The sequence below is a fragment of the Desulfovibrio sp. ZJ746 genome (assembly GCF_011039155.1).
In the GTDB taxonomy this organism is placed as follows: domain Bacteria; phylum Desulfobacterota; class Desulfovibrionia; order Desulfovibrionales; family Desulfovibrionaceae; genus Desulfovibrio.
The window spans coordinates 166,489-192,886 of the sequence record NZ_JAAKEK010000006.1; the positions used below are offsets into that span (position 1 = coordinate 166,489).

General features: G+C 60.7%; 18 protein-coding genes. 2 read left to right on the plus strand and 16 right to left on the minus strand.

All coding sequences use genetic code 11. The features are described from left to right. Positions 1 to 57: 57 nt before the first annotated feature. The 6 genes from G7Y54_RS10340 to G7Y54_RS10365 form a co-directional block, all read right to left on the minus strand. Positions 58 to 690 (minus strand): peptidylprolyl isomerase, encoded by a 633-nt coding sequence (locus G7Y54_RS10340; protein ID WP_165079233.1) that lies wholly within the window; start codon positions 688 to 690, stop codon positions 58 to 60. Between the two features lie 59 nt (positions 691 to 749). Next, a complete protein-coding gene (dapA, locus tag G7Y54_RS10345; RefSeq protein ID WP_165079234.1) occupies positions 750 to 1,637 on the minus strand; it encodes a 4-hydroxy-tetrahydrodipicolinate synthase in 888 nt (295 codons plus the stop codon). An 84-nt stretch (positions 1,638 to 1,721) separates the two neighbouring features. Beyond that, positions 1,722 to 1,997, minus strand: coding sequence for an HU family DNA-binding protein (locus G7Y54_RS10350; RefSeq protein WP_165079235.1), 276 nt, complete (start codon positions 1,995 to 1,997; stop codon positions 1,722 to 1,724). A gap of 485 nt (positions 1,998 to 2,482) precedes the next feature. Next, on the minus strand, positions 2,483 to 2,944 hold the full coding sequence (locus tag G7Y54_RS10355) for a hypothetical protein (RefSeq protein ID WP_165079236.1): 462 nt from the start codon (positions 2,942 to 2,944) through the stop codon (positions 2,483 to 2,485). Then, entirely contained in the window at positions 2,913 to 3,269 is a 357-nt protein-coding gene (locus tag G7Y54_RS10360) for a hypothetical protein (RefSeq protein ID WP_165079237.1), read from the minus strand. Before G7Y54_RS10360 ends, G7Y54_RS10355 begins: the two co-directional genes overlap by 32 nt. A 105-nt stretch (positions 3,270 to 3,374) precedes the next feature. Then, positions 3,375 to 3,818: a DUF6731 family protein gene (locus G7Y54_RS10365; RefSeq protein WP_165080256.1), complete on the minus strand. Its 444-nt coding sequence runs from the start codon at positions 3,816 to 3,818 to the stop codon at positions 3,375 to 3,377. Positions 3,819 to 4,619: 801 nt separating this feature from the next. On the opposite strand from G7Y54_RS10365, the gene G7Y54_RS10370 reads away from it, so the two are divergent. Beyond that, complete coding sequence (locus tag G7Y54_RS10370; RefSeq protein ID WP_165079239.1) at positions 4,620 to 5,054, plus strand: hypothetical protein; 435 nt, start codon at positions 4,620 to 4,622, stop codon at positions 5,052 to 5,054. 389 nt (positions 5,055 to 5,443) lie between these two features. Here the strand turns inward: G7Y54_RS10370 and G7Y54_RS10375 are convergent, their stop codons facing one another. Genes G7Y54_RS10375 through G7Y54_RS10410 form a run of 8 tightly spaced genes read right to left on the minus strand, consistent with a single transcriptional unit; the run spans position 5,444 to position 24,600 of the window. Continuing rightward, entirely contained in the window at positions 5,444 to 17,806 is a 12,363-nt protein-coding gene (locus G7Y54_RS10375; protein ID WP_165079240.1) for a PLxRFG domain-containing protein, read from the minus strand. A 29-nt stretch (positions 17,807 to 17,835) separates the two neighbouring features. Beyond that, a complete protein-coding gene (locus tag G7Y54_RS10380; RefSeq protein ID WP_165079241.1) occupies positions 17,836 to 19,659 on the minus strand; it encodes a hypothetical protein in 1,824 nt (607 codons plus the stop codon). A 9-nt stretch (positions 19,660 to 19,668) separates the two neighbouring features. After that, positions 19,669 to 20,466, minus strand: a complete 798-nt coding sequence (locus tag G7Y54_RS10385) for a hypothetical protein (RefSeq protein WP_165079242.1) — start codon at positions 20,464 to 20,466, stop codon at positions 19,669 to 19,671. A gap of 9 nt (positions 20,467 to 20,475) precedes the next feature. Beyond that, the gene (locus tag G7Y54_RS10390) at positions 20,476 to 21,147 is read right to left on the minus strand and encodes a hypothetical protein (RefSeq protein ID WP_165079243.1); all 672 of its coding nucleotides are present in this window, start codon (positions 21,145 to 21,147) and stop codon (positions 20,476 to 20,478) included. After that, positions 21,141 to 21,719, minus strand: coding sequence for a hypothetical protein (locus tag G7Y54_RS10395; RefSeq protein ID WP_165079244.1), 579 nt, complete (start codon positions 21,717 to 21,719; stop codon positions 21,141 to 21,143). Before G7Y54_RS10395 ends, G7Y54_RS10390 begins: the two co-directional genes overlap by 7 nt. Further along, the gene (locus G7Y54_RS10400; RefSeq protein WP_165079245.1) at positions 21,703 to 22,365 is read right to left on the minus strand and encodes a hypothetical protein; all 663 of its coding nucleotides are present in this window, start codon (positions 22,363 to 22,365) and stop codon (positions 21,703 to 21,705) included. Before G7Y54_RS10400 ends, G7Y54_RS10395 begins: the two co-directional genes overlap by 17 nt. Continuing rightward, positions 22,355 to 24,016 carry a hypothetical protein gene (locus tag G7Y54_RS10405; protein ID WP_165079246.1) on the minus strand — a complete coding sequence of 554 codons (1,662 nt, stop codon included), beginning with the start codon at positions 24,014 to 24,016 and terminating at the stop codon, positions 22,355 to 22,357. Before G7Y54_RS10405 ends, G7Y54_RS10400 begins: the two co-directional genes overlap by 11 nt. Beyond that, the gene (locus G7Y54_RS10410; protein ID WP_165079247.1) at positions 24,016 to 24,600 is read right to left on the minus strand and encodes a site-specific integrase; all 585 of its coding nucleotides are present in this window, start codon (positions 24,598 to 24,600) and stop codon (positions 24,016 to 24,018) included. The genes G7Y54_RS10405 and G7Y54_RS10410 overlap by 1 nt, the downstream gene beginning before the upstream one ends. 386 nt (positions 24,601 to 24,986) lie before the next feature. Here G7Y54_RS10410 and G7Y54_RS10415 point away from each other — a divergent pair, with 386 nt between their 5' ends. Then, positions 24,987 to 25,283 (plus strand): hypothetical protein, encoded by a 297-nt coding sequence (locus G7Y54_RS10415; RefSeq protein WP_165079248.1) that lies wholly within the window; start codon positions 24,987 to 24,989, stop codon positions 25,281 to 25,283. On the opposite strand, the gene G7Y54_RS10420 is transcribed toward G7Y54_RS10415, so the two are convergent. Both G7Y54_RS10420 and G7Y54_RS10425 read right to left on the minus strand, forming a co-directional pair. Further along, positions 25,280 to 25,495 (minus strand): hypothetical protein, encoded by a 216-nt coding sequence (locus tag G7Y54_RS10420; protein ID WP_165079249.1) that lies wholly within the window; start codon positions 25,493 to 25,495, stop codon positions 25,280 to 25,282. The genes G7Y54_RS10415 and G7Y54_RS10420 overlap by 4 nt on opposite strands. 148 nt (positions 25,496 to 25,643) lie before the next feature. Continuing rightward, entirely contained in the window at positions 25,644 to 26,240 is a 597-nt protein-coding gene (locus G7Y54_RS10425) for a phage tail protein (RefSeq protein WP_165079250.1), read from the minus strand. Between the last annotated feature and the right edge of the window lie 158 nt (positions 26,241 to 26,398).

Here is a 26,398-nt window from a genome sequence, read left to right on the forward strand (position 1 = left end):
GCCAGCCGCTCCCGCGGGGCGCGCCGCGTCCCCGGCGCAAAGCGCCGGAGCCCGCGTTTATTCCAGGACCTCGGCCTTCTTGATGATCACCGGCGTCACGGGCACATCTTCATAATGGCCCTTGCGCCCGGTGGTCACGGCCTCGATCTTGTCCACCACGTTCTGCCCCTGGATGACCTTGCCGAACACCGCATAGCCCCAGCCCTGCGGCGTCTTGGCCTTGAAATCCAGAAAATCGTTGTTCTTCGTGTTGATGAAGAACTGCGCGCTCGCCGAGTGCGGGTCGGACGTGCGCGCCATGGCGATAGTGTACTTCTGGTTGCGCAGGCCATTGTCCGCCTCGTTGCGGATGGGGGCCACGGTGCGCTTTTCCTTGAGCTCGGGCGTCATGCCCCCGCCCTGGATCATGAAATCCTTGATGACGCGGTGGAAGACCGTGCCATCATAGTGGCCGGATTTCACATATTGGATGAAGTTGGCCACCGTGATGGGGGCCTTGCGGGCGTCGAGCCGGAGCACGATGTCGCCGAGGCTCGTCTCCAGCTTGACCACCGGGTCTGCCGCGGGCTGCGCCGCCTGGACGCCGGCCGGCGCAAAGGCCGTCGCCAGGGCCAGGGCGAGAGCCGCCACGGCGGCGCGCAGGGCGCGGCCGAACCATTTCCCGCGGGCGGCGGAGATATTCTTCCGCATGACAAGCTCCTTGTATCTCGAAATTTTCTTGCAAATCCGCGGCACCCCGGGCGCCCCGCTCAGTCAGCCTCGACGAGCCCCTGCGCGACCAGCACCTCCTTCAGGCGCTCGGTATCCTCCGGGCTCATGGCGCAGAGCGGCAACCGCATCTCCGCGGACATGCGGCCCATGAGCGCGAGCGCCGTCTTGACCGGGATGGGGTTGCTCACCATGAACATGGCCCGGTGCAGCGGGAAGAGCTCGTGGTGGATGGCGCGCGCGCCCGCGAGGTCGCCCCGCGCGAAGGCGTTGCACATGGCGGCCACGCGCCCGGGCACGAGGTTGGAGGTCACGGAGATGACCCCCTGGCCGCCGAGCGCCAGGAGCGCCAGGGCCGTGAGGTCGTCGCCGCTCATGACGCTGAAGCGCGCGGGGCAGCTTTCCAGCACCTCGCTCGCCTGGGCCATGTCGCCCGTGGCCTCCTTCACGCCCACGATATGCGGGAACTCCGCGGCGAGCCGCGCCAGCACCGGCGGCAGCATGTTGCAGCCCGTGCGGCCCGGCACATTGTAGGGCACGAGCGGGATGTCCACGGCCTCGGCGATGGCCTTGTAATGGAGATAGAGCCCCTCCTGGGTGGGCTTATTGTAGTAGGGCGTGATGAGCAGCGCGCCGTCCGCCCCCGCCTTCTGCGCGAAACGCGCGAGGCGGATGGCCTCCTGCGTGTTGTTGGAGCCCGCGCCCGCGAGCACCGGCACACGGCCCGCGGCCTGCTCGATGCAGATCTCGATGACGCGCTCGTGCTCCTCGTGGGTGAGCGTGGCCGATTCGCCCGTGGTGCCGCAGGGCACGAGACCGTGGATGCCCTCGGAGATCTGGTTTTCAATGAAGGCGCGGTAGCCTTCCTCATCAATGGCGTTGTTCCTGAACGGCGTCACCAGGGCAGTCATCGCGCCGGAAAAAAACATGGAAGACTCCTTGCGGAACTGTCGTTTTCAACGTCGCTGGCAGAAGGGCGCGGGCATGCGGGCCGGCCATGGCCCTGCCCGCGCTCAACTGTTGATGAATTCCTTGAGCTCCTTGCCGGCGCGGAAAAAGGGCAGCCGCTTGGGCACGACCTCGACGCTCTCGCCGGTCTTGGGATTGCGGCCGGAATAGCCGCCGTATTCCTTGATCTTGAAACTGCCGAAGCCGCGGATCTCGATGCGCTCGCCGGCGATGAGCGACTTTTTCATGGCGTCGATGAAGGTGTTGACCACCAGGGACGCGTCATCAAAGGGGATATTGCTCTCTTCGGCAAGCGCCTTGATAAGCTCGCTCTTGTTCATGCTGCCTCCGTTCGGCTCTTTCGCATTGCCCGTGGAGGTGGGGCCAGTGGGGGCTGGCCGGCGCCTGGCCGGCCTCGGAATGCGCAATGCCTTACCCTACGGCAAAGCTCAGGAATGGGCAAGAGGGCGGGGAGCGGGAACACGGCGGGAAGAGGATTGGCAGGGTGCCAACCGTGCGCCGCCAGGCTAAACTGCGACGCGGCTTGCCGTGAGGGGCGCCGGGGGACGGCGCGTGCGGCCATGGGCTGTCGCCGCCCTCCCAGCATCCCGGCCCAGGCTGCCCTAGTGACGGCGAGCAAGGGCAGACGGCCAGTTGAGGGGAAGGCCGTTCAGCAACGCGCGTTGGGCTTTTGGCATCCCGAAGCGTGCCATTTCGCCAAATCCGGCCAGGGCGGCCGAACCCGCGCACAACGCCGCGCAGGAGAATTTATGTGAGCTTCAGCGGTGGCAAGCATTCCCGCAGCTGCGCCGCCCAGAGGGGGCCACTAAAGGAACTCTAATATTTTAAGTAATTTATGAAACAGGCTTGCAATTCGCCACGTTGCAGCAACAGTTCCGACGCCTGCCGCCGTAAATATGGCCGCAAGCGTCGGATGAAAATCATCTCCGGCATATAATTGGAAAAAAACCGCACATCCTATGGCCAGAAGGCACCATCCCAGACAACTCCGATGGTAGCGCAAAAGGAGTTGCAGGGTGCCCGATTGTTTCATTTCGCGAAGAAATTCTTTGTCAGCAAGGCACACAAGCGTAACCATTGATGCAAAGGCGAACCCCAAAAAGGCTGTAAAAACTGATAGATACTGCCATGAAAGTTTTTGACACCTCTCTACCGTCTTCACATCAGGCCAGCCATAATTGAGCCCCAGGAATGCGATAACGGCAAGCGCCGAGGGATATCGAGACTCAAGTATTCTACGAATTCGATATATAACCCTGGAGTTCATTGGCTCTCACCACCAGAGCGTTACACGCCACAGCGAGAAGGTCATCCTCATCCACTTCCCGGTGGGGATTGAGCGCCACATCGGCATCATAGAAGAGGCGGTCTGTCAAAAAATCTACAGGGCTCGTGATCATGGTGCCGTTTTCCTCTATTCGGAGGACGGCGTCCAATGCATCGAATTGCTCGTCATAGTTTTCTGAATTTTTAAAACTGACAAGTGCCTTCAGGAGATTCATAAAGGCTCCCGGAAGATTTTCCCGGCTTCCCCTGCCCATGCTCCATACGATTTCCATATGGGGAGATTGGTAGAGCTGGTGAAGACTCATGGCATCCCTCGCACTTAATCCCAGCTGCTCCAGCTCAGTAAAATCTACCTCTCTCCCCAGCTTGACCCTGATTTTTCGGACATAATCAGCACGAGCGAGGCGCCCCTAGGCATCTGTTTGAAGGACAGGCAAAAAATTGATGCTTGCATCTGGCCTAAATTTATTGATAAATTTTGCCATAACTTTTTCGGACATGGCCTGCCGCCCCGACTGGATAGCCGCGACACTTCCCGTGAAATCACAGGCAATTGCCGCATTTTCGCCCAAGCCTTCTTCATCTTCCAGCATAAGGCTTTCGCTGCTCCCGTCCCCTTTAATCTTCACGGGGAGCGCACGCATCCGCTTGCTGGCGAACAGCCACGCCTTGCAGTCTTGTTCCTCGAGGGTTTTTGTTTTCAGCAGGCGCTCCTCCCGGGAAATCACTGCCGTTTTTTCACTTGGCGGCATTCCGAGAATGGAATCAAGGATTGCCGGGAGCCTTTGCGTGCACCCTGAACCATAGTTCACCTGAAAAAACTTGAAACAGACAGGAACCATCTGGGTTGGCATTTTATCGCCTCCTAAGAGTTCTTCAAGGCACCTGCTTTCTTACTGTGGGTCGGTCCCCGGTGTGGGAGCCGGAAGGATACAGGCCAAGTGGAGCCCACCCTGGGCGGCTTGGTGGGCAGCATTCGGCAAAATTTTCATAGCATAAATTAAATTGATTGTCTATATAAAACAACCGAAGCAAAGAGGCACAAATGCCCGAATACCATGCGACTAACCCCACAAGATATGAGTAATTTTAAATCCTCGCCTGTCGCTTGGCGCGCCGAGGCCCGACAACACCTGCCCTCCCTCTGTTGTGCATAAGATCTCCCGTGCATATCGGGCACGCGGTTCCCGCCGCTGCAGGCAGTCCAGGAGGCACTGGGCGCAATGGCAAAGAAGCGGGGACATTCGTCCCCGGCTGGAAACAATTATCCCCTTGGGCCGACCGGAACAGCAAAAAGCAGGTTGCGGCTTCACGGCTGCAACCCGCTCCTTTTCTGCATTGGCGCGCCCGAAGGGAGTCGAACCCCTGACCAAGAGCTTAGAAGGCACGCGGATTATGATATAACCATATGAAATTTTAGGACAATCTAAACATCAAATGCGGCCAATGTGCCCACTTCACCCTCTAAAATGTGCCCACCCTATGTGCCCACGCTCTCGGACATGAAGCGCACTTAAAGACCACGCACCAGCATATCCAAAAAATAAAGTTTACGTTTGCTTTACGCCCCATTTACAAAATTATTTACCATATATTTACAAAAAGTTGACAAAAACTTTCCATGTGCCTATGCTTTCCAAAAAGGAGGCATGACCATGGCAGATTCCGACAACTCCAAGAAGCCCCTCCCCTATCTCTGGGGGCAAGCCCTCGCGTTTTTTGACGCTGCAACGCCCGATGGCCTATCGCCTTTTGCCATGAATAACGCCGTCGAGCGCCCCTTGACCAGCCTGCCAAGCCTGACGGTGAAGGCGCGCTCAAAAGATCAGGGCCTTCAGAAGCGCCTCGCCGAGCATATGGCCGGACTTGGCGGCCTGCCAAAACAGCTTTCCCTGGAAGAGCAGGGTCAAGTGTACTTGGGCTACTATAGCCTTCGAAGCTCTCTCCCGCCTTCCCCCTCCCGAAACGGCGCGCGGAAAAAGATCGATTGGGAAGATGTGGATTGGGGAAAAACAGACGCCGAGATTGCCGCGATCCTGAACGTGTCGCGCACCGCTGTCATGAACCAGCGAAAAAAGCGTGAGGCGTAAAAGCACGTCAAAAGGCCCCGCAGCGCGGGGTATTTTTTGTGTGATGCCTCGTCAGCCACCGCTCCGCCCTTCAGCTTCTGGCAGCACATAGCGCCCGTCCACAACCCGCAGGCGCCCACCTACCAAAAGCTGCTGAACAGTGCGCGGCTTGGTGCCCGGCGGCACATCGAGTTGGAGCAGGAGCAGCCTTTCATACCGCCGCACGATGCGCCATATCCTTTCCCTGCGCGCCGATGTGATCCCTTCCCCGTAGGTAATCCGAAAAGGCCCATTGTCCCCACGCGGGCACAGGGCAACATAACCGCAGAGGCTATGGATTTTTTGGAGGGGATCAAAAAGGGAGGCCATGCCGCAGCATAGCCTCCCGTGCCTGTTGGCAGCAAGGGCTCCTAGACGCCCCAGACTTCAGCCTGGCGGGCTCCCTTCTCTCTTTGCTTGTCGTTCACTCTGTTCTGACGCCTGCGGGCCTTCACGCGCCGCATCACATCTTGCAAGGTGATGGTCATTTGCGGCTTGCCCTCCTCCCGCATCTTGGCGTTCCACGCCTCAATTTCCTTGATTGCCTGCCTGCGCCCGGAGGGGTCGCCCGTGTCGTGGGTCTTGAGCGCCATGACGGTCAACTCGTCGAGCTTGGCGGAGCGCACCTCGTCCCGCCGCTTGCTGGCCGCATAGGCGTCATAGCTCTTTGTGCTGCTCACGGGCTGGAAACCGAGAGCCTTGCCGACTGCTTCCGCTCCCGACAGCTTGCGCGCGCCTTCCTTGCCGGGGCTGTTGATGGGCCTGCCGCGCATGGTCGTCTGGCCTTCGCTGTACAGGCGCCATGCCTGCATCCCGTTTCGGATGAACGTGGGCATGGCCTCCTCGATCATGCGCCAGTAGTTGCCCTGGGCCTGCGCGTCCATCATGTTTGAGACCTTCACGATGCCGAGGTCATAGGGAATACCGATAATGTCCCCTATGCTGTCCGTGAGGACTTCCTTGGGGTTCTTCCCCTTGGAGAGCCCCTTGGTAAGCGGCGTCTCCATTTTGAGGGAGCCGCCAATGCTCACCCCGGCAATGGCCGGGGCGCCGTAGCATACCGCGTCCCGCAGCAGATTGTTCTGGGGCAGGTAATTCCTGATGGTTTCCGTCCAGTCGTCATCGTCGCCGGTAACGGCCTGGAAGAGCGCCATGAGGGTCGCGTACAGGGGCAGCGCCGTCACGCCGCCAAGCGCCATGGTGGCGCCAATGCTCTTGGCGCAAAACGTCGCCCCTTCACGGCCTTGGGTTCGCAGCGCCCATGCCCACATGGCGAGCATGTTGTGCGAGAACGTGCGGAACGTGTACATGGAGGCCATGGCGCGCCCGGCAGTGTTGCTCCGCATGAACTCGGGCATATTGCTCTTTCCATAGACAAAATGCGCGTCGCGCACCACTTCCGAGGCAAACTCCTTGGCCTGCTCGTAGGTCGCCTTCCCCTCGATGCCGTATTTCCCTTTCGCCTTCTCCTTCAGCTTGCCGCTGCGCGCCGCACGGTAGGCAGCGAGCGCGAGGGAGGCTCGGTTGAAGCGCTCGATTTCGCTCATGGGGAGGCCAAGAATCTTGGTAAACTTGTTCCAGAGGGACGCCCCGGTGACGCCGCGCAACTGCCCGCGAACCTCCTCCATGAAGGCGTCGGTAATCACGCTTTCGCCATACAACTCCTCGATAAGGCGGGCTTCGTCATCCGACAGGCCGCGCCCCTTGTTGCCCGTCACGCGATCCACGAGGGCATCCTGCGCCCCCTTGAGCCACATGAGCCCGCCCCCGGTGACATCCATCTGCAAGCGCGGAACGCCCACGACAAGGTTTTGCGTGGCGTTGACCACGGCGGTCTTTATGCTGCCGCCAAGATACCACGCGAAGGCCACCGCCTTGATATTCCCGGTGATCCTGTCCACCCGGTCGCTGTTCCGCAGCATGTCCTTGGTGTACTGCGAGGCGTACTTCCAGAGGTTCGGCTTCTTGCGGGCGTCAATATTGGACAGCGCATCGCTGAAGTCCCAAGCCGCTTCCATTTTCGTCAGCCACCCGTTCAGGCCAGCCTTGTAGTCGTACAGGACACGCGCAATGTCCTCCGTCTCAAAGCCCGGCACACCCTTGCGACGGATGCCGTGCGAACCCCAACCCCGCGCCTTCAGCACATCGGAGACTCCCTCCGAGAGAATCTTGCTGATTTCCTGGGCACGCTCCTTGTCCCCGATTTTCGAGGTTGCCACACGAATGACCTGTTCCATGACGGCATAATCAAATGGCGCCCCCAATACCTCGTCCGGCAGATTTTCGTTTTTGCCGTCCGTCCACTTCGCATCAGGATAGTTCGCCCGCTGCTCCATGACTATCTGTTTCGCCTTGGCCATGGCAGCCTTCTCGCTTATGGCGTCGAAATGCTGCCGATAGACAACTTCATAGCCTACCTTTTTCTTGCCGTCTTCCCCGACAGTGTTCACGGCCACCGTTGCCTGCACGAAATAGGCTCCGTACCGATGGTGCGGGAAGTAGTTGGGCACATGGCCGATACTCTGGCGGAATTTCCGAATATCCCCGTCACTCAATCCGGCCATATGGGCCATGCGATTATGGGCGCGGACAAGATCGTTATCGAGGCTTTTCCGAATTTCGAGCATGGCCTCCTTGGCCCGCGGCGTGGCATTCTCTGCGTCCAGGGCCTTCTTGAACACTTCGTAGAACTTCGGGTTTATCTCTATGAGTTCACGGCCATTGGGGAGCACCTCCTTGGTGACGACCTTGTCCACCTGACTCACATGCTCCTGCCACATTTCGCGGCCCTCAATTTTCCAAAGCAGCTTTTTGAGGCTTTCCAGATCAGGCCCAGCAAGGCGGGACTTGCCAAAGAGCGACGGCACCGTTTCAAGGCTCTTTTTCAGCGCCGCCGAGCGCTCGTCCATCCGCTGCAACTGGCGGTCATAGATCGCGGCAAATTCCTTGGCCTGCTTTGCAATCCAGTGGGGAAGCTGCACGATGGACTGCATGAAGGTGAGGTCGGACTTGCGGAACAGGTGTTGGATCTCCGGCACATCGGATGCCTTGGCGGCATCCTTGACGCTCATGCCGAGGATGCGCTTCAGGCTCAGGGAAGCGAGAGGAGTATTGCCATTCTCGGGGCTGTGATTTATTTTTTCACCACTGCTTTGCCCCCGTAAGCTCTTCGGTGCATCTTCCGACTTTATGGATGCATGGCCAAGCCGGGCGTTAAATTCGGAGAGAAAGGGGTTCCGTTCGTCGGTTGCGGTAGAAGCGAGAGAGTGGCGCTTCCAAAGCAATTTTTTTGTCCCGCCTTCAGGATAGCCCGTATCAACGGGAAAGGCGGATTTTATTTCATAAAATTCGCCGTTTTTCTCCAGCTCAACAAACCCTGCCTGTTTCCCCTTGCTCCCATGACGCACCAGCGTCATGCTTTTGCCTGAGCCCTCCCATATCTCGTCAAAGCCGTTGACCATATCCCACACAAAAGCCTGGACTCCCGGATAGCCAGCCTCCCGGATGTCATCGCCGTGGACATCTTCGATATGGGCAAGGCCAAAACCGGCGCCCATATAGCTGCGACCTCTCTTAAGGCGGAAAGGCGCGGCCTTGAGAGTGGTTCCATTGTTTAGCCTATGCGCATCCATCATGCCGAAATCTGGGCTCCCATCTGGTAGCAGCACAAGATCATGCGGGGATTCCCGCCTTCCTAGCTGCTGATAACTCACCTCTTCGGAGCCCTGCCTTACCGAGGCCATAGCTGTGGCCGCGTCCCTCATGCTGCCCGTGGCCGGTATGCCCTCCATGACATACCGACCGAGGGTCGTGAGCAGCCCGTCCACATCCGCCTTGTGGGCCACAGTGTAGTCACCCCCGGCCACGGCCCGGACCAGGCGCTCCCACGCCTGCGCCACGGCGCGAACGATACGCTTCCAGAAGGTCATCTCCTGGGGCGTGAGGCCGTCGAGCCGCTTCTTCTCGGCCAGAGAGGCGACAACCTCTTCCATGACGGTGAGCCGGTCGGCCACGTTGTTTCTCGGGTCGAGGCCATAAGTGCGCGCTATCTGCCGGATGCGGGCATTGCCCATCCCGCCCATGCTGAACCACAGCCGGTTGAGGATGCTCTTGCGCTCCGCCTCAGTGAGCATGCCCCGCAGGCCATGGTGGACGATCTGCTCATGTGCCCAGACTTCCGCCACCCGTTCCGCGTCACTGAGGTTGTCGGCCACAAACCACACCACGCCCGTGGCAGGGTCAAAAACGCCCTCAAGCGTGGTTTCCTCGTCCGCATAGCGCTGGCGGATATTCTCCGGCAATTCATCGAAAGTTTGCACCACGCGCGATTCTGCCGCGTTCTTGGCATTCTCTCCAAGTTTGGCTACCACGCGGCGCACGGTATCAGCCTGCATCCCATCCGAGGGGAGATGATGGCGGAGAAACTCGGCCGGGCTGATTGAGGCCAGCGGGCGCACGTCAACCTTCTTCTGGCCCGTGATTTCCCGCGCCACATCCTTGTTGTTGTCGGCCACGAGCCCGAAGCCCTGCGACGACATGACCTCAAGGATAGCGCGGGCCTTCTGCTCCGGCAGGAACTTGAGGCACATGGAATTGCCGACCTTGGCAAAATCCTTCCCGGCCGCCTTGAGGATGCCGCCATTCAGGTAGTACGCGGCGCCCTTGGCCTTGGATGCCGGCACGGCAATGGTGTAGCTGTCCCCTACGGTCCTCGTGAGAACGAAATTCTTGTCCTCTGTTTTGACGGCGCCAAACCTCTCCTCAACCCTTGAGAGAAAGTCCATCGCCTGCGCCGGCGTGAGCGGGACGTCGATGTTATTCAGCAGGTCATTGATGTTCGTGTCCTTGGGCAGCATGATGCCCGGGATGATATTCCCTTCATGATCCTCAAACTGGACGACCTTGCCCTTCCCGAGCCGCTCATAGGCCGCGATGATATTGCCTGTGGCGATATGCACTTTCTCCCGGCTGTCGCTTTGCCCGCTGTCGAGCGCCGCGTACACAGCATCGGCTTCGCTTTCATGCAAGACCCTGAAGATGAGCCCCGAAGCATCCTCATTTTCGATTTGCGAGAACGGGGCCATCAGTTTCTTGGAGGCGTCCGCCACAGCGAACTCCACTTTCCATGTGCTGAGGGCGAGAGGATTGTCCGGTGTGCCCTTCTGGTACACACTGGTCACAATGCCCAGCACCTTTGAGCCGTCCCGGCCATTGCTGATGGTTACGGGCGTGCCGGGGCGGAAGAAATTCGCCTCCCTCAGGAAAGCGTGCAGTGTCTCGCGGCTGCGCTCCTCAAATCCCTCGCGGCTCTCGGGACTGAGGCCTTTAAGCCGCTTGGCGAGCCACGTTTCAAAGCGCCTCTCCTGTTCCTCCACATCGACGCTCTTTCCGGCCGCCACCATTTCCCGAACCTTGGCCGCGGGGAAGGGGCGCCCCAGACGCTTGACGCTGTATGTGCCCAGCTTTGCAGCCGCAGTGAACGGGGAATTGGCCGGGCCAACATCCTTCTTGGGGGCGATCTCCTCTTCCCGCTCAAGAATGGCGTCCAGCGGCAGCGCCTTCGCCTCAAGATCGAGGGTGCCCAGCGCCTCCTCCTGAGCAATCAGCTCATTGTATTGAGTTTCCAAAAGCTCATAGAGGCGCGCCTGCTCCTTCACGGGGAGCAGGGGGATATACCCGGTGAGCTTCCGCATGGCGCTGTCCTCATCCTCCTTCAGCTTCTCCAGCGGTTTGCCCATCTTCTCGTGAAGTTCCTCGTTCTCCGCAATAACGGCCTTCGCAACCCTGTCCCCATACTCGTTCATGAAGTCCGGGATATTCTGGAAGGAGGCGTCGGAATCTTTCGCCGCGGTAGTGTTGGCGTTGAGGCTCGCCATTTTCTTGGCAAGGATGGCGGCCGGCCGCTTTTCGGCTGGGATGTCCGTAAACAGCAACTGGTACTTCGGCGGCACGACCTGCCCGGTGCGGAAAATGCGCCCGAGCGTCTGCATGAACGTGTCGATGTTCAGGTCAGGCTGCGCGATGATCATCGTCCGGCGGCGCTGGTCCTTGAACCGCTCCGAAGCGTGGAGGCTGATGCCCGTGCTCCCCGAGGAATTGAGGATCAGGGCGTCCACGCCGCCGTTGTTGAACCCGTCAATGACCTTGGCCCTGAGGCTGTTGCTGTCCTTCCGTGTGGCGAGGACAGGCGTTTCGCCGGAATAGTCGATACCCGCCGTCCGGCCCGTGATTTCCCCCACGGTGTAGCCCCGCTCCCGCAATCCCTGGGCAATGCTGTCAATGAACGACACGGGCAATTCTTCAAGGTTGGAGCGGTTGATAATTGCTTCAGCCTCCTTGAACCGCCGGACGGCGCCCGGGCCGAGCTCTCCGTCAGTGAGCGGCCTGGTCTCAACCGTGTTCCCGTCGCTGTCCTTGATGGTCACCTGGCGCGCTTTCTGGAGATAGCGGAGAAAGAGGTCCTTGAACGACAGCCCTATGGCGTCACCCGTGCCAAGGCCATTCTCCTGCGCATACTCCTTGATAGCCGATTCCATGGTGTTGGAGAGCGTGATGACGGGCTTCTCGCCGCGCTTCAGCGCCTCGTCCGCCCCGTTGACGATGGCGTCCACCTTCTGCGCCAGCATGGCCTGCGCGATCAGGTTGTGCATGACCGTGGCGAAGCTCGTGGATTTCATGGCGTCTTCATTGGCGCCCTGGTTATCGAAGGCCAGACCGCCCGATGCCGCGGCGGCATCGTTGGCCTCCTCCACGGCCTTCTGCTTCGCGCGGTCAAAAAGCATGATGGCATGGAGAGCATCGGCGCAGTCATCGGCGCGCCTGGCATCGGTTTTTACCGATTGCGTCTCAACATCCGCGCCCTCCCATGTGCGCTCGCGCCGGATGTACTGCCCGGCCTCGGCCAGCTGTGACGCCACCACCTGCTGCATGGGGATGCCGCCTCGGGAAATGGCTTCCGCGAGGGCGGAAATGTCATTCACCGCATGGCGCATGTCCGTCTTCATGTAGAGGTCCATGACCTTGGGGCTCTTGGCGTAGGTCGCGGACGAGTAGAACACGCCATTCGGGCTTTTCTGGAGCAGCTCACGGACGAACTTGGAAACAGGCGCTGCCTTGCCCTTGACCTCCCATGAATCGCCGGAAGCGCTCCCGCCTGCGCTATGGGATTCGTCGAGGATGAACAGCGCCCTCGGCGCCAGTTGGGAAAGAAAGTCGCGCCGTGGCGTCGGCTTGTTCCCGGTTCCCTTCATCTGGTCGTAGGTGGTGAACACGGCGTCATAGCCGTCAAGGCCATTTTCCAGGGCCTCGCGAAGGATCTTTTCGTGCTTGGCGGATGAGGCGGTTCTGAGGGTGCGGCCGTCCGGCAGCGGGATGGCGTCCTTGCCGGTAAGGCCGTTGTTCGTGGGCAGCGGCGTGAACCCCTCCATGCCAATATCGGAGAGGTCGCGCACCATGTCGCCGTAGAGCGTCGTTTGCCGCGTGACAAAGACAGGAATGAGTCCTTGTCTTTTGGCCCAGCGGATGATGGCCGCATTGACGCGGCCCTTGCCCACGCCCGTCTGGTCGCCGATGATGAAGCCGGCGCCCTGCGAAAGGTTGTGGATGGCAAGGCCGATGGCGTCTATTTGCTCGGCCGCGAAATACTGGCCGAGTTCGGAGGCCGGATAGCCGAGCTCGCCCGCAACATAGTCGTCGATGTTGCCGTGGGCCTTTTCGAGCTCGGCCATGGACTTGCGGATGGACGTGGCCATGTTCTTGGGCACGAGCGTCCCAAGAGATTCATGCGCGCTGGTCTTCTGGTAAGGGGTCTGGAATTTGGTCGCCCGCTGCGGTCTTTTCTCCGGCTTTTTGCCGCTTAGGCGTTCCCCGTCACGCCCATTGCCCACCATTCCAGGCTTTCCGGGTACTCGCCCGGATCCTCCGTCGTTATCTTGAGGGGGGACTCGATGTCCCACAGGCTCAGCAGCCTGTCCATCAGCATAATGTCCATCAGCATGCTGTCGATCGCCCCCTCGCCCCCCTCGGCCAGGTAGCTTGCCGAGATTCCCGTCGCCAGATTGTAGCTGTGAAGCTCCCTGAGCGCCGCGCGCGCCATGTCGTACCGCGCCTCCCGGTTCTCCTCCGGCGTCGCCTCCTCGTCCTCCACGTCCTGAAGGAGCTTCTTGATGTTCCAGGCCAGAATCTGCTTCAGCTCGTTGAGGTTCTTGACCTCGTTCCCCTTCCAGTTCGGCGGCACTTCCAACGTCCCCGCGGGCCCGATGCCCGGCGTTATCCAGCGTTCTGCCATTGAAAAGCTCCTCCAGGGATTCAAAGCTCGTGAACATCCTCGGCGGCTGCGCGCCGGGGAAGATGCGCCCCTCGCTTGTGCCGTTGGTGTCCAGCACGATCACGTCAATGGGGAAACTGGCCCCCTGACGCGAATACAGTTTACCATCTATCGAGAAGTGTTCCAAGACGTGGTAGTTGTTGAACAGCCAGCCCCAAAACTTCGTCTGGGAGGCGGAACGGTAGCCTTTCTTCCGCGCCTCAGTTCCGCCCTGCTTGCCGCCGATGATCAGCACGGCGCGGCCCTTGCCGGAAAGCATTGCACCTCTTTGGCCTTTCAGGGCCTTCAATGCCCTCACAACGATTGCCTGGTCGAGCTCCTTGGTGGCAAAGCCGTCAACCACCATTTCCTGCGTGGCCGTGTGGTTCTCGTTCCAGACGCGCCCGAAGGGGGGATTGGCAATCACCACATCCACGCCGTAAGGCGGCTTGAACTCTACGGCGTCCTGCTCGGTGACAGTGAAGCCCTGAGCCCGCAAACGCCGGGCGCGCTTGGGGTTCAGCTCATTGGCCGTCACATTGCCCGGCGTCGCCTCAATGAGAAGGGCACCGTTACCCGCCGTCGGCTCATAGACGGTCGTGTCCTTCCCGATGTGGGCCAGCCGCGATGCCAGAAACGCAATGGGCGTCGGGGTGCTGTATGCCTGCTGGGCAACGCTGGTGCTCGTCCTGGTGCCGAGAGTCGGCTGACGCTGGTAGAGGTCAACCAGCGCCCTGAAGATTTCCACATCGCTCGCGCCCCTGGCCCGCATGTCCTCAACTGTCTTGCGCGCGGCCTTGACAGCGCCAAGCTCGATAGCCTCGTCAATGGCCTTGGCGCCGATGGTGCCCGGCGCTATGTGACCGCCCATCAGCTCTCCGGCCTCTTTCCGTGCCTGCACAATGGAACTGTAGGCGGTTCCGGCACTGAGCTTGTCAGCGAAATATTCCGCAAGGGCCACCGTGTTCGGGTTGTCCGCAGTGCCGTAGTTGCGCTTTGCGGGGCGCGGACTTTCTGCCGTGCTGGGATTGCTGTTGACAAACGCGGGTTGGGAGCCTATTGCATTCTCAGCTTGTGAATCTGACGGGGGAGTCTTCCCGTTAGCTAAAGTCTGGTCAAAGTCGACTTCCTGGCCGGAGTTCTCAAGCTGATTATGCAATGGATAGGCTGTTACAAGCCACGTCCTTTTTTTCTCCTGCCATTCTAGGCTTATTACCGCTTTATTCCTATCGCTAATAATCAACTTGCGTGACGAATCTTCAGCATCGTTTTCCACGCGGCCATTATTTATTATTTCTGGCAGGCGCTTCGCAAAGGCTACCCCATCGAGACCGTCTTTGTTTCGCCTTTCAATAATATGCTGCAAGCCGAATTTGCTGTTTCCCCACGGCAAGTCGATGTCCCCCAGCCCTTCCTTGTGGAACGCGGCGGGAACGTACCCTTCTCGCACCTTCAGAAGATGCTCGATGGCCTCTTTGGGCCTGCCTGAGTATTCCGGGAAACTCGGCCCGAAGGGATCTTTTTCTACTTCCCCGTCCCCAGCCTTGTGCTCGATGGACCCGTCAACCAGCTCGGGAAGCGCGGCCGCGCTGCTTTCCTTCTGGCTGCCTTCCCTGTCGCTTGTTTCCTCCTCCTTCTTCTTGTCGAACATGGCATTGATCATCTCAACTTCGCTGTCCGTCAGCGACTTGACCCGATCCGTATTCACCACGTTCGCAAACAAATCCTTGGGATTGCTGTCCCGTTTTTCGCTCTCCTCAATAGCCTGTGCGGCCTTCTTGAGCGGTTCAAACTGCCGGGCCACGTCCGGGCCATGCTTTTCCAGGGCGCTCTGCACAATTCCCTTGGCCTCGGCAGGGGTCATGCGGCTGTCGCCAACGACAACATGACCGTTTTCCGCATAGACGTGTGCCTGCCCGGTCTCGGTCGGGATGGTTCCGTAAGACGTGCGCTCTGTACTTTGCGGCTCGCGGTTTCTGCCTTCTTCTTCATGCTTGAGGAAGTTTATGGCATCCTCTATAGCTTTAAATCTACGCGTAGCGCCATCCTGGCCATATCTGTCTATGGCTTTCTGCATATCATCAATGGCCTCGGCAAGGGATATGCGGCGTTTCCCAATTACAACATGGCCATTTTCCGTATGAACTTTATACTCTCCAAACTTGTTCTGGATTGTCCCCCAATACTTGCGCTCCGCGTTTTCCTGCTCGGAGTTCTGGGTTTCACTCGCGGCCTGCTCCGGCTGCATCTGCCCAGCGTTCCCCTCGCTCTCATTAATCTTCGCGCCCTGTGCCACGACATTATTGAAGGCCCATTGCTCCACCCTCTTCTTGCTGGCACTGGCTTTCTCCGGCGTGGAGAAATCCGTCTTCGGGAAGGGCTTTGTCTTTTTGCCGTCGGGCAGCGCAAAGACCGTCCCGGCCGGCGCGGTTGGCAGGTTGTAGGCCGGGTCGCGGCTGAGGTTCTCTTCCGTGAGCGGTACCGGGTTTTGCTCGGTCTCAACGTACCGCTCAAGCTCCGCGTTGGTCATGCGCCGCGCGCCGCGCCTTTTCTCTTCCGACAGGCTGTTGAGAAGTTCAGTGCGCCGAGACGTGCGCGGGCTTGCCCCGCCCTTGGCATAGGGCGCGGTGACGAAAGAAGGCAGCGCATAGCCCCATGATGGCTCCACCTGCGGTGTTCTTGGCGCGCCCGTAATGGCCGGGGCGGCTTCTGGCGCCTTCGCTTCCTGCGGCATGGCCTCGGGCGCTGGCATCCCAAGGCCTTCGGCCATGGCCGTTGTGTCCGCACGGGGCGCAACCTGGGTATTGGTAATCTGGCTTTGCGTGGGCATGGCCGGGGGCGGCGTGACCTGCTCCGGCTGCTGCACACCCATCAGCCCGCCGATGCCCTGGGCCATACCGGGCCATGGATAACTCAACTGGCTGCGGCCACCCGCCCACCGCCCGGGCCCGGACGACGCGCCCGGCTCCTGCGGGAGCGCCTGCTTTGGCTGGTAGGGGGTGGTAATCGGCCGGGGCTCGTAAAAATCGGTAGGCGGCGCAATAGTGCCAAGGCCCGTGTCATTGGTGCCCATAGCCTGAGCGCCCGTGCCTTCTGGAAGCCCGAACACGCTGATGCCCTGGGCCATGCCGGTAGCATCTTGAGGGAGTTGCAGCAGGTCGATGGTCTCGCCTGCTTCCAGAGCCTGCTGGTGGGGCGTGTAGCGCACGGAAGGCGCGCGCCCTTGCTCAATGAGGAAATCCGCGTCGGCTTGGGCCTGCTCTCTTTCCTCCTGCTCCCTGATAAAATTGTCCGTCTCCGCGTAGCTCATTTCGTCCTGGTAATCGCGGACGAAATCTCGCGGCGCCGCGCTCCGGGGAACTGGCATATTCCCCGGCTGCTGCTCAAAGACATACGGTGCCGCAGGCTGGACGCTGCCTGCATCCATGAAGGCGCTCCCCTTCTGTGGGTTTTCGCCTTCGGCATCCGGGGCCTGCTCGTCTTCGTTGATTGTGTTGTTCGCGGCGTCATCCGAGCGGCGGCGCATCCTGTTGGAAACAAGGTCAGCCGCTTTCTTGCCCCCGGCCATGAGTGTTGTCTGCCAGAAAGTTGCGGGGGCTACCTCCTTGAACGCTTCCCACGCGCCGGGAGCCTTGTCGCGCTGCCCAATTCCGGCCTCAATGTCGCCCTGCCCCATTTGGGTCGCCGTTTCGGTAGCAAGCTCCTCTCCATACAGCCCCGCCACCCTTTTAGCAGCGTGGCCTATGCCGCCCTTGAAAATTTTGGATCCAAGAGGGCCAAGCAGCTTGGCCATGAACAGGTTGCTCAGGGCTTCCGGGCCAGCCTCCCAAAGCCCATACTGTGTGGCTTCGGAGTCAAAGTCAGCGGCAATGCGATCCCATTCCTCCTGGGTCGGTGCCCTGCCAAGCGCTTTCTCAGTTTCGCCGAGCATCCGCCGCATGAAATCTTCTTTGGTCGCCCTGTACGCAAGGACACCCGATGCGGCCATACCCGCCGCCGCCCCGGCCACAGGCCCACCGACAACGCCCGCAGCAAGGCCCGCCCCCAGACTCGCGCCCATCGTCCCCATGCTGTACGGCAACGAGGTCATGGCATCGGGGATGCCCTCGAATGTCTTGCCTTGGTATTTGCGGACGTATGCCTCCTTTTCCCGTTCCCGTTGTGCGCGGCGCTCAAGCTCCGCCTTGTCCGTCACATCAATGTCACCGCCACCCCAGGCGTCGCGCACCGTGTCAACGATGCCGTCTGGGATCATGGTAATCCCCTCAAGGATCGCTTCACCGCTATTGGCGAGCTTGGAGAGGAAGCCGGGCTCCTCCTGCTGCGCTTCCTGCGGGGCGTTGCCCCCGGTGAAATCTACCCCCGTGAAATCAAGAAGTAGGGAGGAGTAGTCGGTATTCGTCGGGCGGTTGGCGGTCTGCTTGGGCATCGTCGCGTCCTTTCAATGTATAGGGGTGACTATCGGGTTTGCGGGTAGCGGGCAGGGAGGCGTCCCGTTCTGCGCCATTCGGCCTTCTCTTCATTGGAAAGCTCGCCCTCAACATCCTGAAAGGTGACCTTTCGCGGACGGTCTTTTCTGGATTCGTTCCACCTTTTGCGGAACCAGGAGGGTTCAGCCGATTGCGCGGCGCGGATTTGGGAGACTTCATCATCGGATATGGGACGCGGGCCTTCGGAGGTGACGATATATGCCTGCCGCCCGTTGGGGGTATTCTGGTACATGATATTGGCTTGCGCCGGGTCGTATCCTTGCCCGGAACCCATGGCAGCGCCCCCAATCCCTGCCGCTATGCCCCGCTGGCCATGATCCCACCGGAAGGCGCGATGCTGCTCCTCAGCTTCTTTTATTATCTGGCGGTCATCGTCTGAGAGTCCGCCCCATGCCCCATTTTCGCCCTGCCCTGTGGCAGCGCGCCGCATCCGCTCGTGCGTGGCCTGCGTTGCCGGATTCACTGGTTTCTCTTGGGCCGTTGCGGCGCCTTGGGGCTGTTGGCCCTGCTGCGGGGCGCTTGCTTTGGGTTGGGCGGTGCCCATACGGGCCATGACATACCTTTCCGCCTCCTCCCGGCTCGCCCCCTTCTGCATTGCCATTTTCACGTTATCCTCAAAGGCGGCAATCGCAGCATGGGGTGTCAATCCAGTTTGGCGGACAATACCCTCAAGAAACGCCGCCGTGCCGTAGTCCGTGGTCTTTTCGCCCGTCTCTGGGTCTGTTCTGGTGGCGTATTTGTTCAGGATGGAAACGTCGCCGGAGGAAAGGCTGTATCTTCCGCTCCCACCTGCGCCACCCTTCCCTGCACCAGCAGGACGGTACGGGGAGAGGCCGGCGCTCATAACGCCGTTGATGCCGTCAAAGACGCCAAGCTGCTTCCCGTCTTTACCGTAGGCGAAAAGGCGCGGGGCGGCGCCGTAGTCGTCGAGGGGATTCTGGATGATACCCACCCCGGCAATGCGGCCGTTCCCGTCGTAGAGGGGGATCTGCTTTTTGGGGTCAAGCCGATTCTCGGCATTGCCCATCATGGTGCCCCAATAGGAACGCCTCGCGGCGGCATTGAATGCCGCGTTGAAAGGCTGTTCCTTCATATCTGCACCGCGCAACATCGTCTGCTCTCCGCGCAGGATGTTGTTCATCTCGTTGTACGCCTGCTCCGGCGTGATGGTGCGCCCCGTTGCCGTCCACCCCCCGGCCTCGTCGCTGCGAAACATCTCTTTGAAATTCCCCTGCCCATCGAGCTCAAGCCTGTAGGGAAGCGGGGAGCTTGCCACAAGCTGCTGCATGGCTGGCATGTATTTCGCCATGTCGCCCGACTGCCAGGCATCGCGCACTCCCATGGCCTGCAAGCGCCAGTCCTGATAGAGCTTGTCCGCCATTTCATCCATGCCCTTGAGCATTTCATTGTAGCCTTTCTGGCTATTGGCGCGGTCGCGCATGAACTGCCCGAGGGCCTGGCTGTGGTGGTAGTCCTGCATGTCCGGGTTATTCTGGATTGCCGCGATACCGCCCTCGGCAAAGGCCTTGTCAATGTTGTCGTAGGCGTCCCGGAGCTTGTACTTGTCGTACATACCCCAGACGTTATCCGCCGTATTCACGAGCGTACTGACGGCATTCGCCCCGGCGTTGAGAGCCCGCGCCCCCTTGTAAAAGTCATCCCAGAAGTCAGTGTCGCGCTTGGTGGTTGTCGTGGTCTGTTTCTGCTGTGCTGCCATGGCGGACGTGGCCGAGCCCATGGCCTGCTGCGCCAGCTGCGGCATACTCGCGCCGGAAGTGTGATAGAGCGGCATCGTGGTCTCCTAGAGGAAAAAGGATGCGAGGGCACCGATACCGGCGCCAATGAGTGTTCCGGCGCCAGGCACAGCGGAACCAGCCGCCGCGCCTGCGGCTGCCCCACCGGCTGCCGCTCCCGCGCCGCCTGCCAAGGAGGCCCCGGCAATCCCGCCGAGATATGCTCCACCGGCTGCTCCGGCTACGCCGCCGATTGCCGCGCCCGTGTCACCGCCAATGGCCTTGCCAAGCTCCTTGCCCGCGTAGCCCCCCGCGACACCGCCTATTGCCGGGGCCACCACGGGGCCCATGCTCGTCAAGCCCTGCGGGGCCGTACTGGCGGCGGTCTGGCTTGCGGCCTTTGCCGCGCCATTGGAGCCTTCAGCAAGTGCCTGAGCGGCAATATCGTCAGACATGCCCGCCAAGGTGTTCTTCCCCGCCTCGGCAGCGGCCTCGGCTCCGTTCTGCGCCACCTGAGCCCCGGTATTGAGTTGTGCCGCGCCTGCTGCCGCGCTGTTCGCAGCCTGCTCCGCTTGAACAGCCCCTTGGATCGGTGCAGCCCCTGCCCCGGCTTGTGCGGCCTGCGAAGCGGTGTCGGGCGCGCCGAGGTTCTTTATCCAGTCGAGCCCTTTATTCCCGTATCGCCAGAGCGACTCTCCCGTGCCGATAAGGCCAATGCCTTGCGCCAGGACTTGCCCAGCCGTCGGGCGCGCGGCCTCGATTTCCGTGCGCGGCCCCTCCTTGGTCTGCTTTCCCATTGTGGCCGTAGCGCCCTGCATCTGGGTGCTTGCCAAGTCAAACGGGTTCTGCTGTCTGTAGAGCGGCATGACTGTCTCCTACCCCTTCGTGAAGCTGATGCCCTGCAAGATGCCATTCTGGGCATTCAGAGTTGCGGCCTTCATCAAGCGATCAAAGTTCTCCTGTTCTGCACCCACGCGCGCCTGTGTCCGCGCCCCGGCAAGCTGTGCTGCCTTTTGCGTGTCGAGGGCGGCGGCAATCCCTTGGAATCGCCCGGAGTTCGGGTTGACCCCAAGCCGGGCATTCGCGCGCGCCGTCGTTGCCTGAACGTCCTTCCAGGCATTCGCCGTATCGGCGGTAGCCAAGGCCATGCGCTCGTTCACGTCCACGCCATCCAAGGCGGCGGTCATAATTTTTTTGGATGCCTCGGCCTGCTGCGGCAAGAGCTCCGTGGCCGCAGTCAACTGCTTCTTGTAGAGGTCGGTTTCAAGTGGCAACATTGCCAAATTGGCTTTTGCTTGCGCGATCTCGTAGGGCTTCTGGTAGTCCTGCCAGAGCTTGAAATACTCCCTCGCCCATGCCTGCTGCTCCTCGGAGAGTGTGGCCATGCGCGCGTTGTAGGCATAGTCCACCGTATTTGTGGTGGAGCTCCCGCCACCGCTGCCACCGCCCATGCACTGAGCGACCGGGCCTTCGTAGTCGTAGCACTCGGCCTCCAGGGTTTCCCCCGTCTCAATATCCATGACAAGGCGGGTGTAGATTTTCACCATCTCGCGGGCACCTCCTCCCCCTCGGCAATTCCGAGGATTTCTCGCGTGGCGCTCGTGACCACGCCTCCAACACTCTCTGCGCTTGCCGCAATGAAACACCGCGCCGGGATTGTCCCCGCGAGCTTCCACCCGCACTTTATGGCGGCGCGCCAAGCCAAGGGGTTTGTTTCAGGCGTTACCCCATAGAGGCAGTCGAAAAGGTATCCGGCCTCGTCCTTCCGGCTCAGGATGTACCTGTACAGGTGCCAGCCAATCCGCCGGTGGGTATTGCGCCCCCAGAATTTGCGGAAGATCACGAAATGGACACGCGCAGCCCGGCCCTCAATGCAGTTGAGCCATGTCAGGGCGGCTATTTGCTCCCCGCACATGACCACGAATGGCAAGGTTCCGGGCCGGAGGAGAACTTCCAGAAAATGATCGCTGTCTTTGACCGTGCCGTCATAGAACAGGCTTCCGAGCAAACCTTCCTCAACGATCTGTCGGAAGGCCGCATCAAGTATCCCGTGCGCCGCTGGGTTCAGCCCATCCAGGTACAACACGGAAAAATGCTGACCGTCATCCTGCTGGTTCATCCGTTGCCCTCCTGATGCCGCTTGCGCGCCATAAAATTTGGCCCGTGCGCGCCGTCTGCGCCCCGGTTTCCTCGTCTGCGTCGCTTGTGTGGGCAACGGCATCAAAAACCCACACGCCGCCCTCCTCGCGCAAATTTTTGATGCCGACGTTGAGGATGCCTCCGTCCCCTACCGGGACGGAGAAGCCGAGAACCGACACACAGGGTTCACCGTACCATTCGCCCATCAAAACGGCGTCCCCGTCCCCGGCTCTCCCCTCAATCCCAGTTGCGAGCGTCACGCCTGCGAGTTTGTCAGGCGTCACGCACTCCGCTGCCAACACTTCCCCGGTGACGGCGCCACCCGCAAGCGCCCGCTCCGTCACCGAACTTGGCGCCAGCTTCTTCTCGGTGACGCTCCCGTCGGCGAGCTTGGCTGACGTGATCGCACCGTCCTCTATGTGCCGCGTCTTCACCGCCGCGGCGCTCAAGGGTGCTGCAACCGTCCCTGCTGCCCTTTCCTCGGAAACTCGGACAGCGCGGGTCTTTTCCGTGCCGGGGCCAAGGCCGCACAGGCTGGACAAGACGCGCAGGATCGCTTGGAGGAACAAGGTCAAGTCTCTGGACAGGCCGCGAGGAACAGAAGGGAGTCCGCGCTCAGGAGGCATATTCCACCCCCTCGACGCTGCCGCCCAAGCGCGCCTCATACACCGGCGCCGTCCCCCGTATCTCGATGCTCCACAGCTTTTCCGCTCGCGTCGCTGTGATGCGCGCCGCCTTGGTGCTTTTGATTTCCAGGACGCTGCGCGGGCATTCCGCCTCCGGGCCGAAAATCGCCACGTCAACGGGATCATCCTCCCCCTGCTCGCCCTCAATACGGACGGCGCTCATGCCCGAGAGCGAGGAAAAGAAGAAGGGCTTGGAGCGCCATGTGTAGGGCAGGGGCTTTCCTGCCTCCCATTCATACACGCCGCTCCCCTTGGGCGTATCCACGGACAGGTAGATGCAGTCGTCCACCGAGTGATGGTACAGGGCGCGCACCTGCCAGCCTTTCGGGAGCTCCACGCGCACAATGTCCTTGGCGCCCACGGAATAGATCAGGCCATGGCGCGTCCCCGCGAAAAAGCCGATGTACTTGCCGTCAAGGACGGTGCCCATCAGGTTTTCGGGCCCGAGCTCCTGCCACTGCTCGCGGGTGAATGTCTGCGCGCTCACAAGCGACTGGTCGGCCGCGGTGAACAGCATGAGGCCGTCCGGGCTTGCATAGACCACTCCGCCGGGGAGTGTCGCCACTGAAAGGGCCGAGACGCACGACTGCTCAATCGGGAGGTGAGTGAGCTGCATCTGGCCGGGCTCGGCTCCCATAGCAAGATAGGGGCGCCCCTTGGTCAGAACGACGATGGTATTGTCCGTATGCGCCAGCGCGACGATTGGATCCTCAACCACGAGGCGGTAGTCGGTCGGGAACACATAGGCGTAATCCGGCTCAGAAATCAGGAGTTCGTTGCCCCGGAAGGCCGCATAAATGCCGTTGTCCGACACAATGAGGCCCTTGGCATCGTCCGGAATGCAGTCCCATGTCGTGGTCTGCAAAACCTCTGTGGAGAGGTCCTTGTCATGGTTGGAGTCCAGGTAGGACTCCACGGGAAGAGGCAGCTCTACGAGGAAATGGAATTCGCTCGTCTGCTCCCCGGCCTGTGTGCGGTAGAGCCTGATGTGCGTCACCTTGAGCCCATCCATTTCCGGGATCTCAAAGCCATCTATCAGCACGGAACCACCGTCGAACACATCCACCACAGCCGAGGCCGGGGAGGGCGCGGACTCCTGCATGAAAACGCCGTCGGCCAAGGACTGAACGAGGGTGTAGCAATACGCTGAGGAACGGCTGATACCGCTGTCCGTTACCGGGGTACTGGGAGCAACCGTCCCGGCTGGATTATCCACCGTAACACTCGGCGCTTTTTCCGGGCGTGGGATGCCAAGGCGGTACTGTTCGCCGCCCGCAAGGTACTGTGTCGGGTATGCGCGCTCACCCGTCATGAACAGGTGCCCGAGGGGCTTGTCCCCGTCCACGTCAATGACGGCCGACTTCACGATGCTCAACCGCTTCTCCCACGCCAGCCACCCGTCCTGCGGATGCTTAAAAATGGTCAGGGCAGGGCTTTCAAGGTCATGCCGCTTTTCCGGCCGCTTCAGCGCTTCCAGGGCGCCCCGGCGCAGGTCACAGTTCACGGCCACTGAGGCTTGCGTAGTTTCGAGGAGCCGCGGCGTTGTGCGCGGCACCTCTCCGGCAAATGTGGGAATGATGATCGTTGCCATCACTGACCACCTTTTTTCTTTTCCTTCACAATCGAACGTGCCCACTGCATGTCCAGCCAATCGGCCCACGCCTGGCACATGCGGCGCCTCTCCTCAACGAGCTCAGACCGTTGGTAGGCCGCGCGCACCTGGTTGCGGTCAATGTGGGCCAGCTGGCGCTCTATCACTTCCGAAGGCCACGCCTGCTCGCTTAATGTAGTCGCGGCCATTGCGCGAAAACCATGACCTGTCATGGTTTGTCCGTCATATCCCATGCATCGCAGGGAATGAGTCAGACAGCCTGCGCCTTCAGGGCGCGTTGGGTCTCCGCGGCGCGGAAAACACCAGGGAGACCTACGGGCCGTCAAATCATGGAGTTCCCGGAACGCATCCACCGCCTGACGCGAAAGGGGAACCTGATGCGCTCGCTTCATTTTCATTTTCTGGGCCGGGATGCGCCAGAGGGCGCCTTCTAAAGAAATGTCCTCCCACGCTGCGGTCGCCAGTTCGCCCGGCCTCACGAACGTCAATGCAGCCAGACGTAAAGAAAGGGCGCGTCGGCGCGGCCGAAAATGCTCAATGCGAACCATCAGCTCGCCAATCATGCGCGGGTCGGTTATCGCTGCGCGGGGGCGAGACTTATGAGGTGTCAGTGCATATGAAAGGTCACGGGTTGGGTCACTGACAACCACACCACAGGCAATGCCGTAGCGCATAGCTTGGGAAATGTGAGACCGAACCTTTCTGGCGGCTACAAGCGTTCCCCGAGATTCTATCCTGCGCAGGATGTCCAGAATCATTGGTGGCGTGATCTTGCGCGGGTTCTTGGTCCCCAAAATGGGTATTACCTCTCGCTCCAACCGGCGCCACGCCTCACGGGCATAGTCTGCATTCCCTCTCAGCAGATACCGCTCCCATCATTCGCGCAACAGCTCACCGAAAACAGGACTTCCCATGATAAGCCTCCTTTTGGGAGCTTATCGGTGTCAGGATGCCGCTCAGCATGGGAGGGGTAAAGGGCGACGCCATTCGCAGCATTTGGGCGGATTTGGGTAACGCCTATCTTCGGCAGATGAACGGCCAGGAATCGGCGAAAGTGCCCACGGGCGCAATGCTGCGCAGTGTTCAGGATGGCGCGGCTATGCAGCAACCCGCCGCCAACGGGGCAACAGGTTGGTACGCCCGCGATTTTTACTCCGAGCGCGTTGCGCCCGTGGGCGCGGCCAATGTGCCGCGAAGCTGGGGGAGCCTTGCGTGCGCGTACTTCGGACAGCGCACCAAGGCTTAAGCAGCGTTCGGCTGGCCGAAATACGCGCAGGCCAGCGAACCCCACGACCGGGGCACATTGGCCGCGCCTGTGGGCACGACACGCTCGGTATCAAATATCGCCGAGAAGTTGCCGGCTGCGCCAGTGCGATTGGAGCTTGGGGCGAGAACATTGACGATGGTGTGGGGCTTGTTGCCGTCATTGTAAAACGCCCCTTTGCCGGTTGCCAGCATGTGGCACTGGCTCTGCAAGTCGGTATTCCCGACTTGGCCCGTAACGCGCCTCGCCCGGTCGCCGAGTACCCCTCCCATGCTGGCAGACCGGCGGCAGAACCGCCGATCTGCTTCAAAATACCCCTATGTGATTGTATGCGGTGACGAGCTACACAGCGTAGCTCACAACGATGGCCTCAACCTCTTCCACGGTTGCGGCCGCCTCCACCTGAGCGATCAGGGCCGCGCGGGTGTCCGCGAACTGCTCGATGATCCAAGCGAAACCCTCCGAGTCTTCCGCGGCCAGCAGGACGGCCCCCACGGCAACATCGCTTGGCGTCGGCGCCTCCTGCGGCATGGTCATGATTGCGGTAATGGCAGCCTGATAGCCTGCCTCGATTTCGGTGGCTTTGGCCTCTTTGGCATCGGCCAAGGCCTGCTCGGCAGACTTTTCGGGCCGAGTGAGGAGAGCCCCATCTGGCAGCGGCCCGGGCGCAAAAATCTGCCGCGCCGGGGTGTCGTAGGCATCACCGGGCAACCAGTATTCCGTGGCGTCTTGCACGTCCTCGTACCTGAAGGCCGGGGTCTTGCGCTCGCGGTGATCCTCCACGAGCTCCCAGGCGCTCCCGTTCCAGCGCGGCCACAGGCGAGTCCAGGGACGCGACGGCAGCGGTGCGGTTGTGGCGTTGGAGGGGGTGTAGCCGTGATCCTCGGCGCTGCTGACGTAATCGTGGGTCACGGGGTTATAGGTGTGGGCGATTGCCATTTTTAACTCCTTTTTTCATTTTCTGTGTTCACTCCCAGCATGGGAGGGGTGATGAGCGACCGGGTGCGAAATGGTTCCGGGTATACAGCTCTTGGCGTGATAACTGATCGCTCCGATAATACCGTAACTGGCAGCGGCATTATTGTGTTACAAGGTGG

Coding starts and splice junctions, on each gene's coding strand:
- G7Y54_RS10370 (WP_165079239.1), top strand. CDS start 4,620: ATGGCAGATTCCGACAACTCCAAGAAGCCCCTCCCCTATCTCTGGGGG.
- G7Y54_RS10375 (WP_165079240.1), bottom strand. CDS start 17,806: ATGCCCAAGCAGACCGCCAACCGCCCGACGAATACCGACTACTCCTCC.
- G7Y54_RS10350 (WP_165079235.1), bottom strand. CDS start 1,997: ATGAACAAGAGCGAGCTTATCAAGGCGCTTGCCGAAGAGAGCAATATC.
- G7Y54_RS10415 (WP_165079248.1), top strand. CDS start 24,987: ATGCCGCTCAGCATGGGAGGGGTAAAGGGCGACGCCATTCGCAGCATT.
- G7Y54_RS10410 (WP_165079247.1), bottom strand. CDS start 24,600: ATGATTGGCGAGCTGATGGTTCGCATTGAGCATTTTCGGCCGCGCCGA.
- G7Y54_RS10355 (WP_165079236.1), bottom strand. CDS start 2,944: ATGAACTCCAGGGTTATATATCGAATTCGTAGAATACTTGAGTCTCGA.
- dapA (WP_165079234.1), bottom strand. CDS start 1,637: ATGTTTTTTTCCGGCGCGATGACTGCCCTGGTGACGCCGTTCAGGAAC.
- G7Y54_RS10360 (WP_165079237.1), bottom strand. CDS start 3,269: ATGAGTCTTCACCAGCTCTACCAATCTCCCCATATGGAAATCGTATGG.
- G7Y54_RS10390 (WP_165079243.1), bottom strand. CDS start 21,147: ATGGTGAAAATCTACACCCGCCTTGTCATGGATATTGAGACGGGGGAA.
- G7Y54_RS10425 (WP_165079250.1), bottom strand. CDS start 26,240: ATGGCAATCGCCCACACCTATAACCCCGTGACCCACGATTACGTCAGC.
- G7Y54_RS10385 (WP_165079242.1), bottom strand. CDS start 20,466: ATGCCGCTCTACAGACAGCAGAACCCGTTTGACTTGGCAAGCACCCAG.
- G7Y54_RS10340 (WP_165079233.1), bottom strand. CDS start 690: ATGCGGAAGAATATCTCCGCCGCCCGCGGGAAATGGTTCGGCCGCGCC.
- G7Y54_RS10380 (WP_165079241.1), bottom strand. CDS start 19,659: ATGCCGCTCTATCACACTTCCGGCGCGAGTATGCCGCAGCTGGCGCAG.
- G7Y54_RS10420 (WP_165079249.1), bottom strand. CDS start 25,495: ATGCTGGCAACCGGCAAAGGGGCGTTTTACAATGACGGCAACAAGCCC.
- G7Y54_RS10365 (WP_165080256.1), bottom strand. CDS start 3,818: ATGCCAACCCAGATGGTTCCTGTCTGTTTCAAGTTTTTTCAGGTGAAC.
- G7Y54_RS10405 (WP_165079246.1), bottom strand. CDS start 24,016: ATGGCAACGATCATCATTCCCACATTTGCCGGAGAGGTGCCGCGCACA.
- G7Y54_RS10400 (WP_165079245.1), bottom strand. CDS start 22,365: ATGCCTCCTGAGCGCGGACTCCCTTCTGTTCCTCGCGGCCTGTCCAGA.
- G7Y54_RS10395 (WP_165079244.1), bottom strand. CDS start 21,719: ATGAACCAGCAGGATGACGGTCAGCATTTTTCCGTGTTGTACCTGGAT.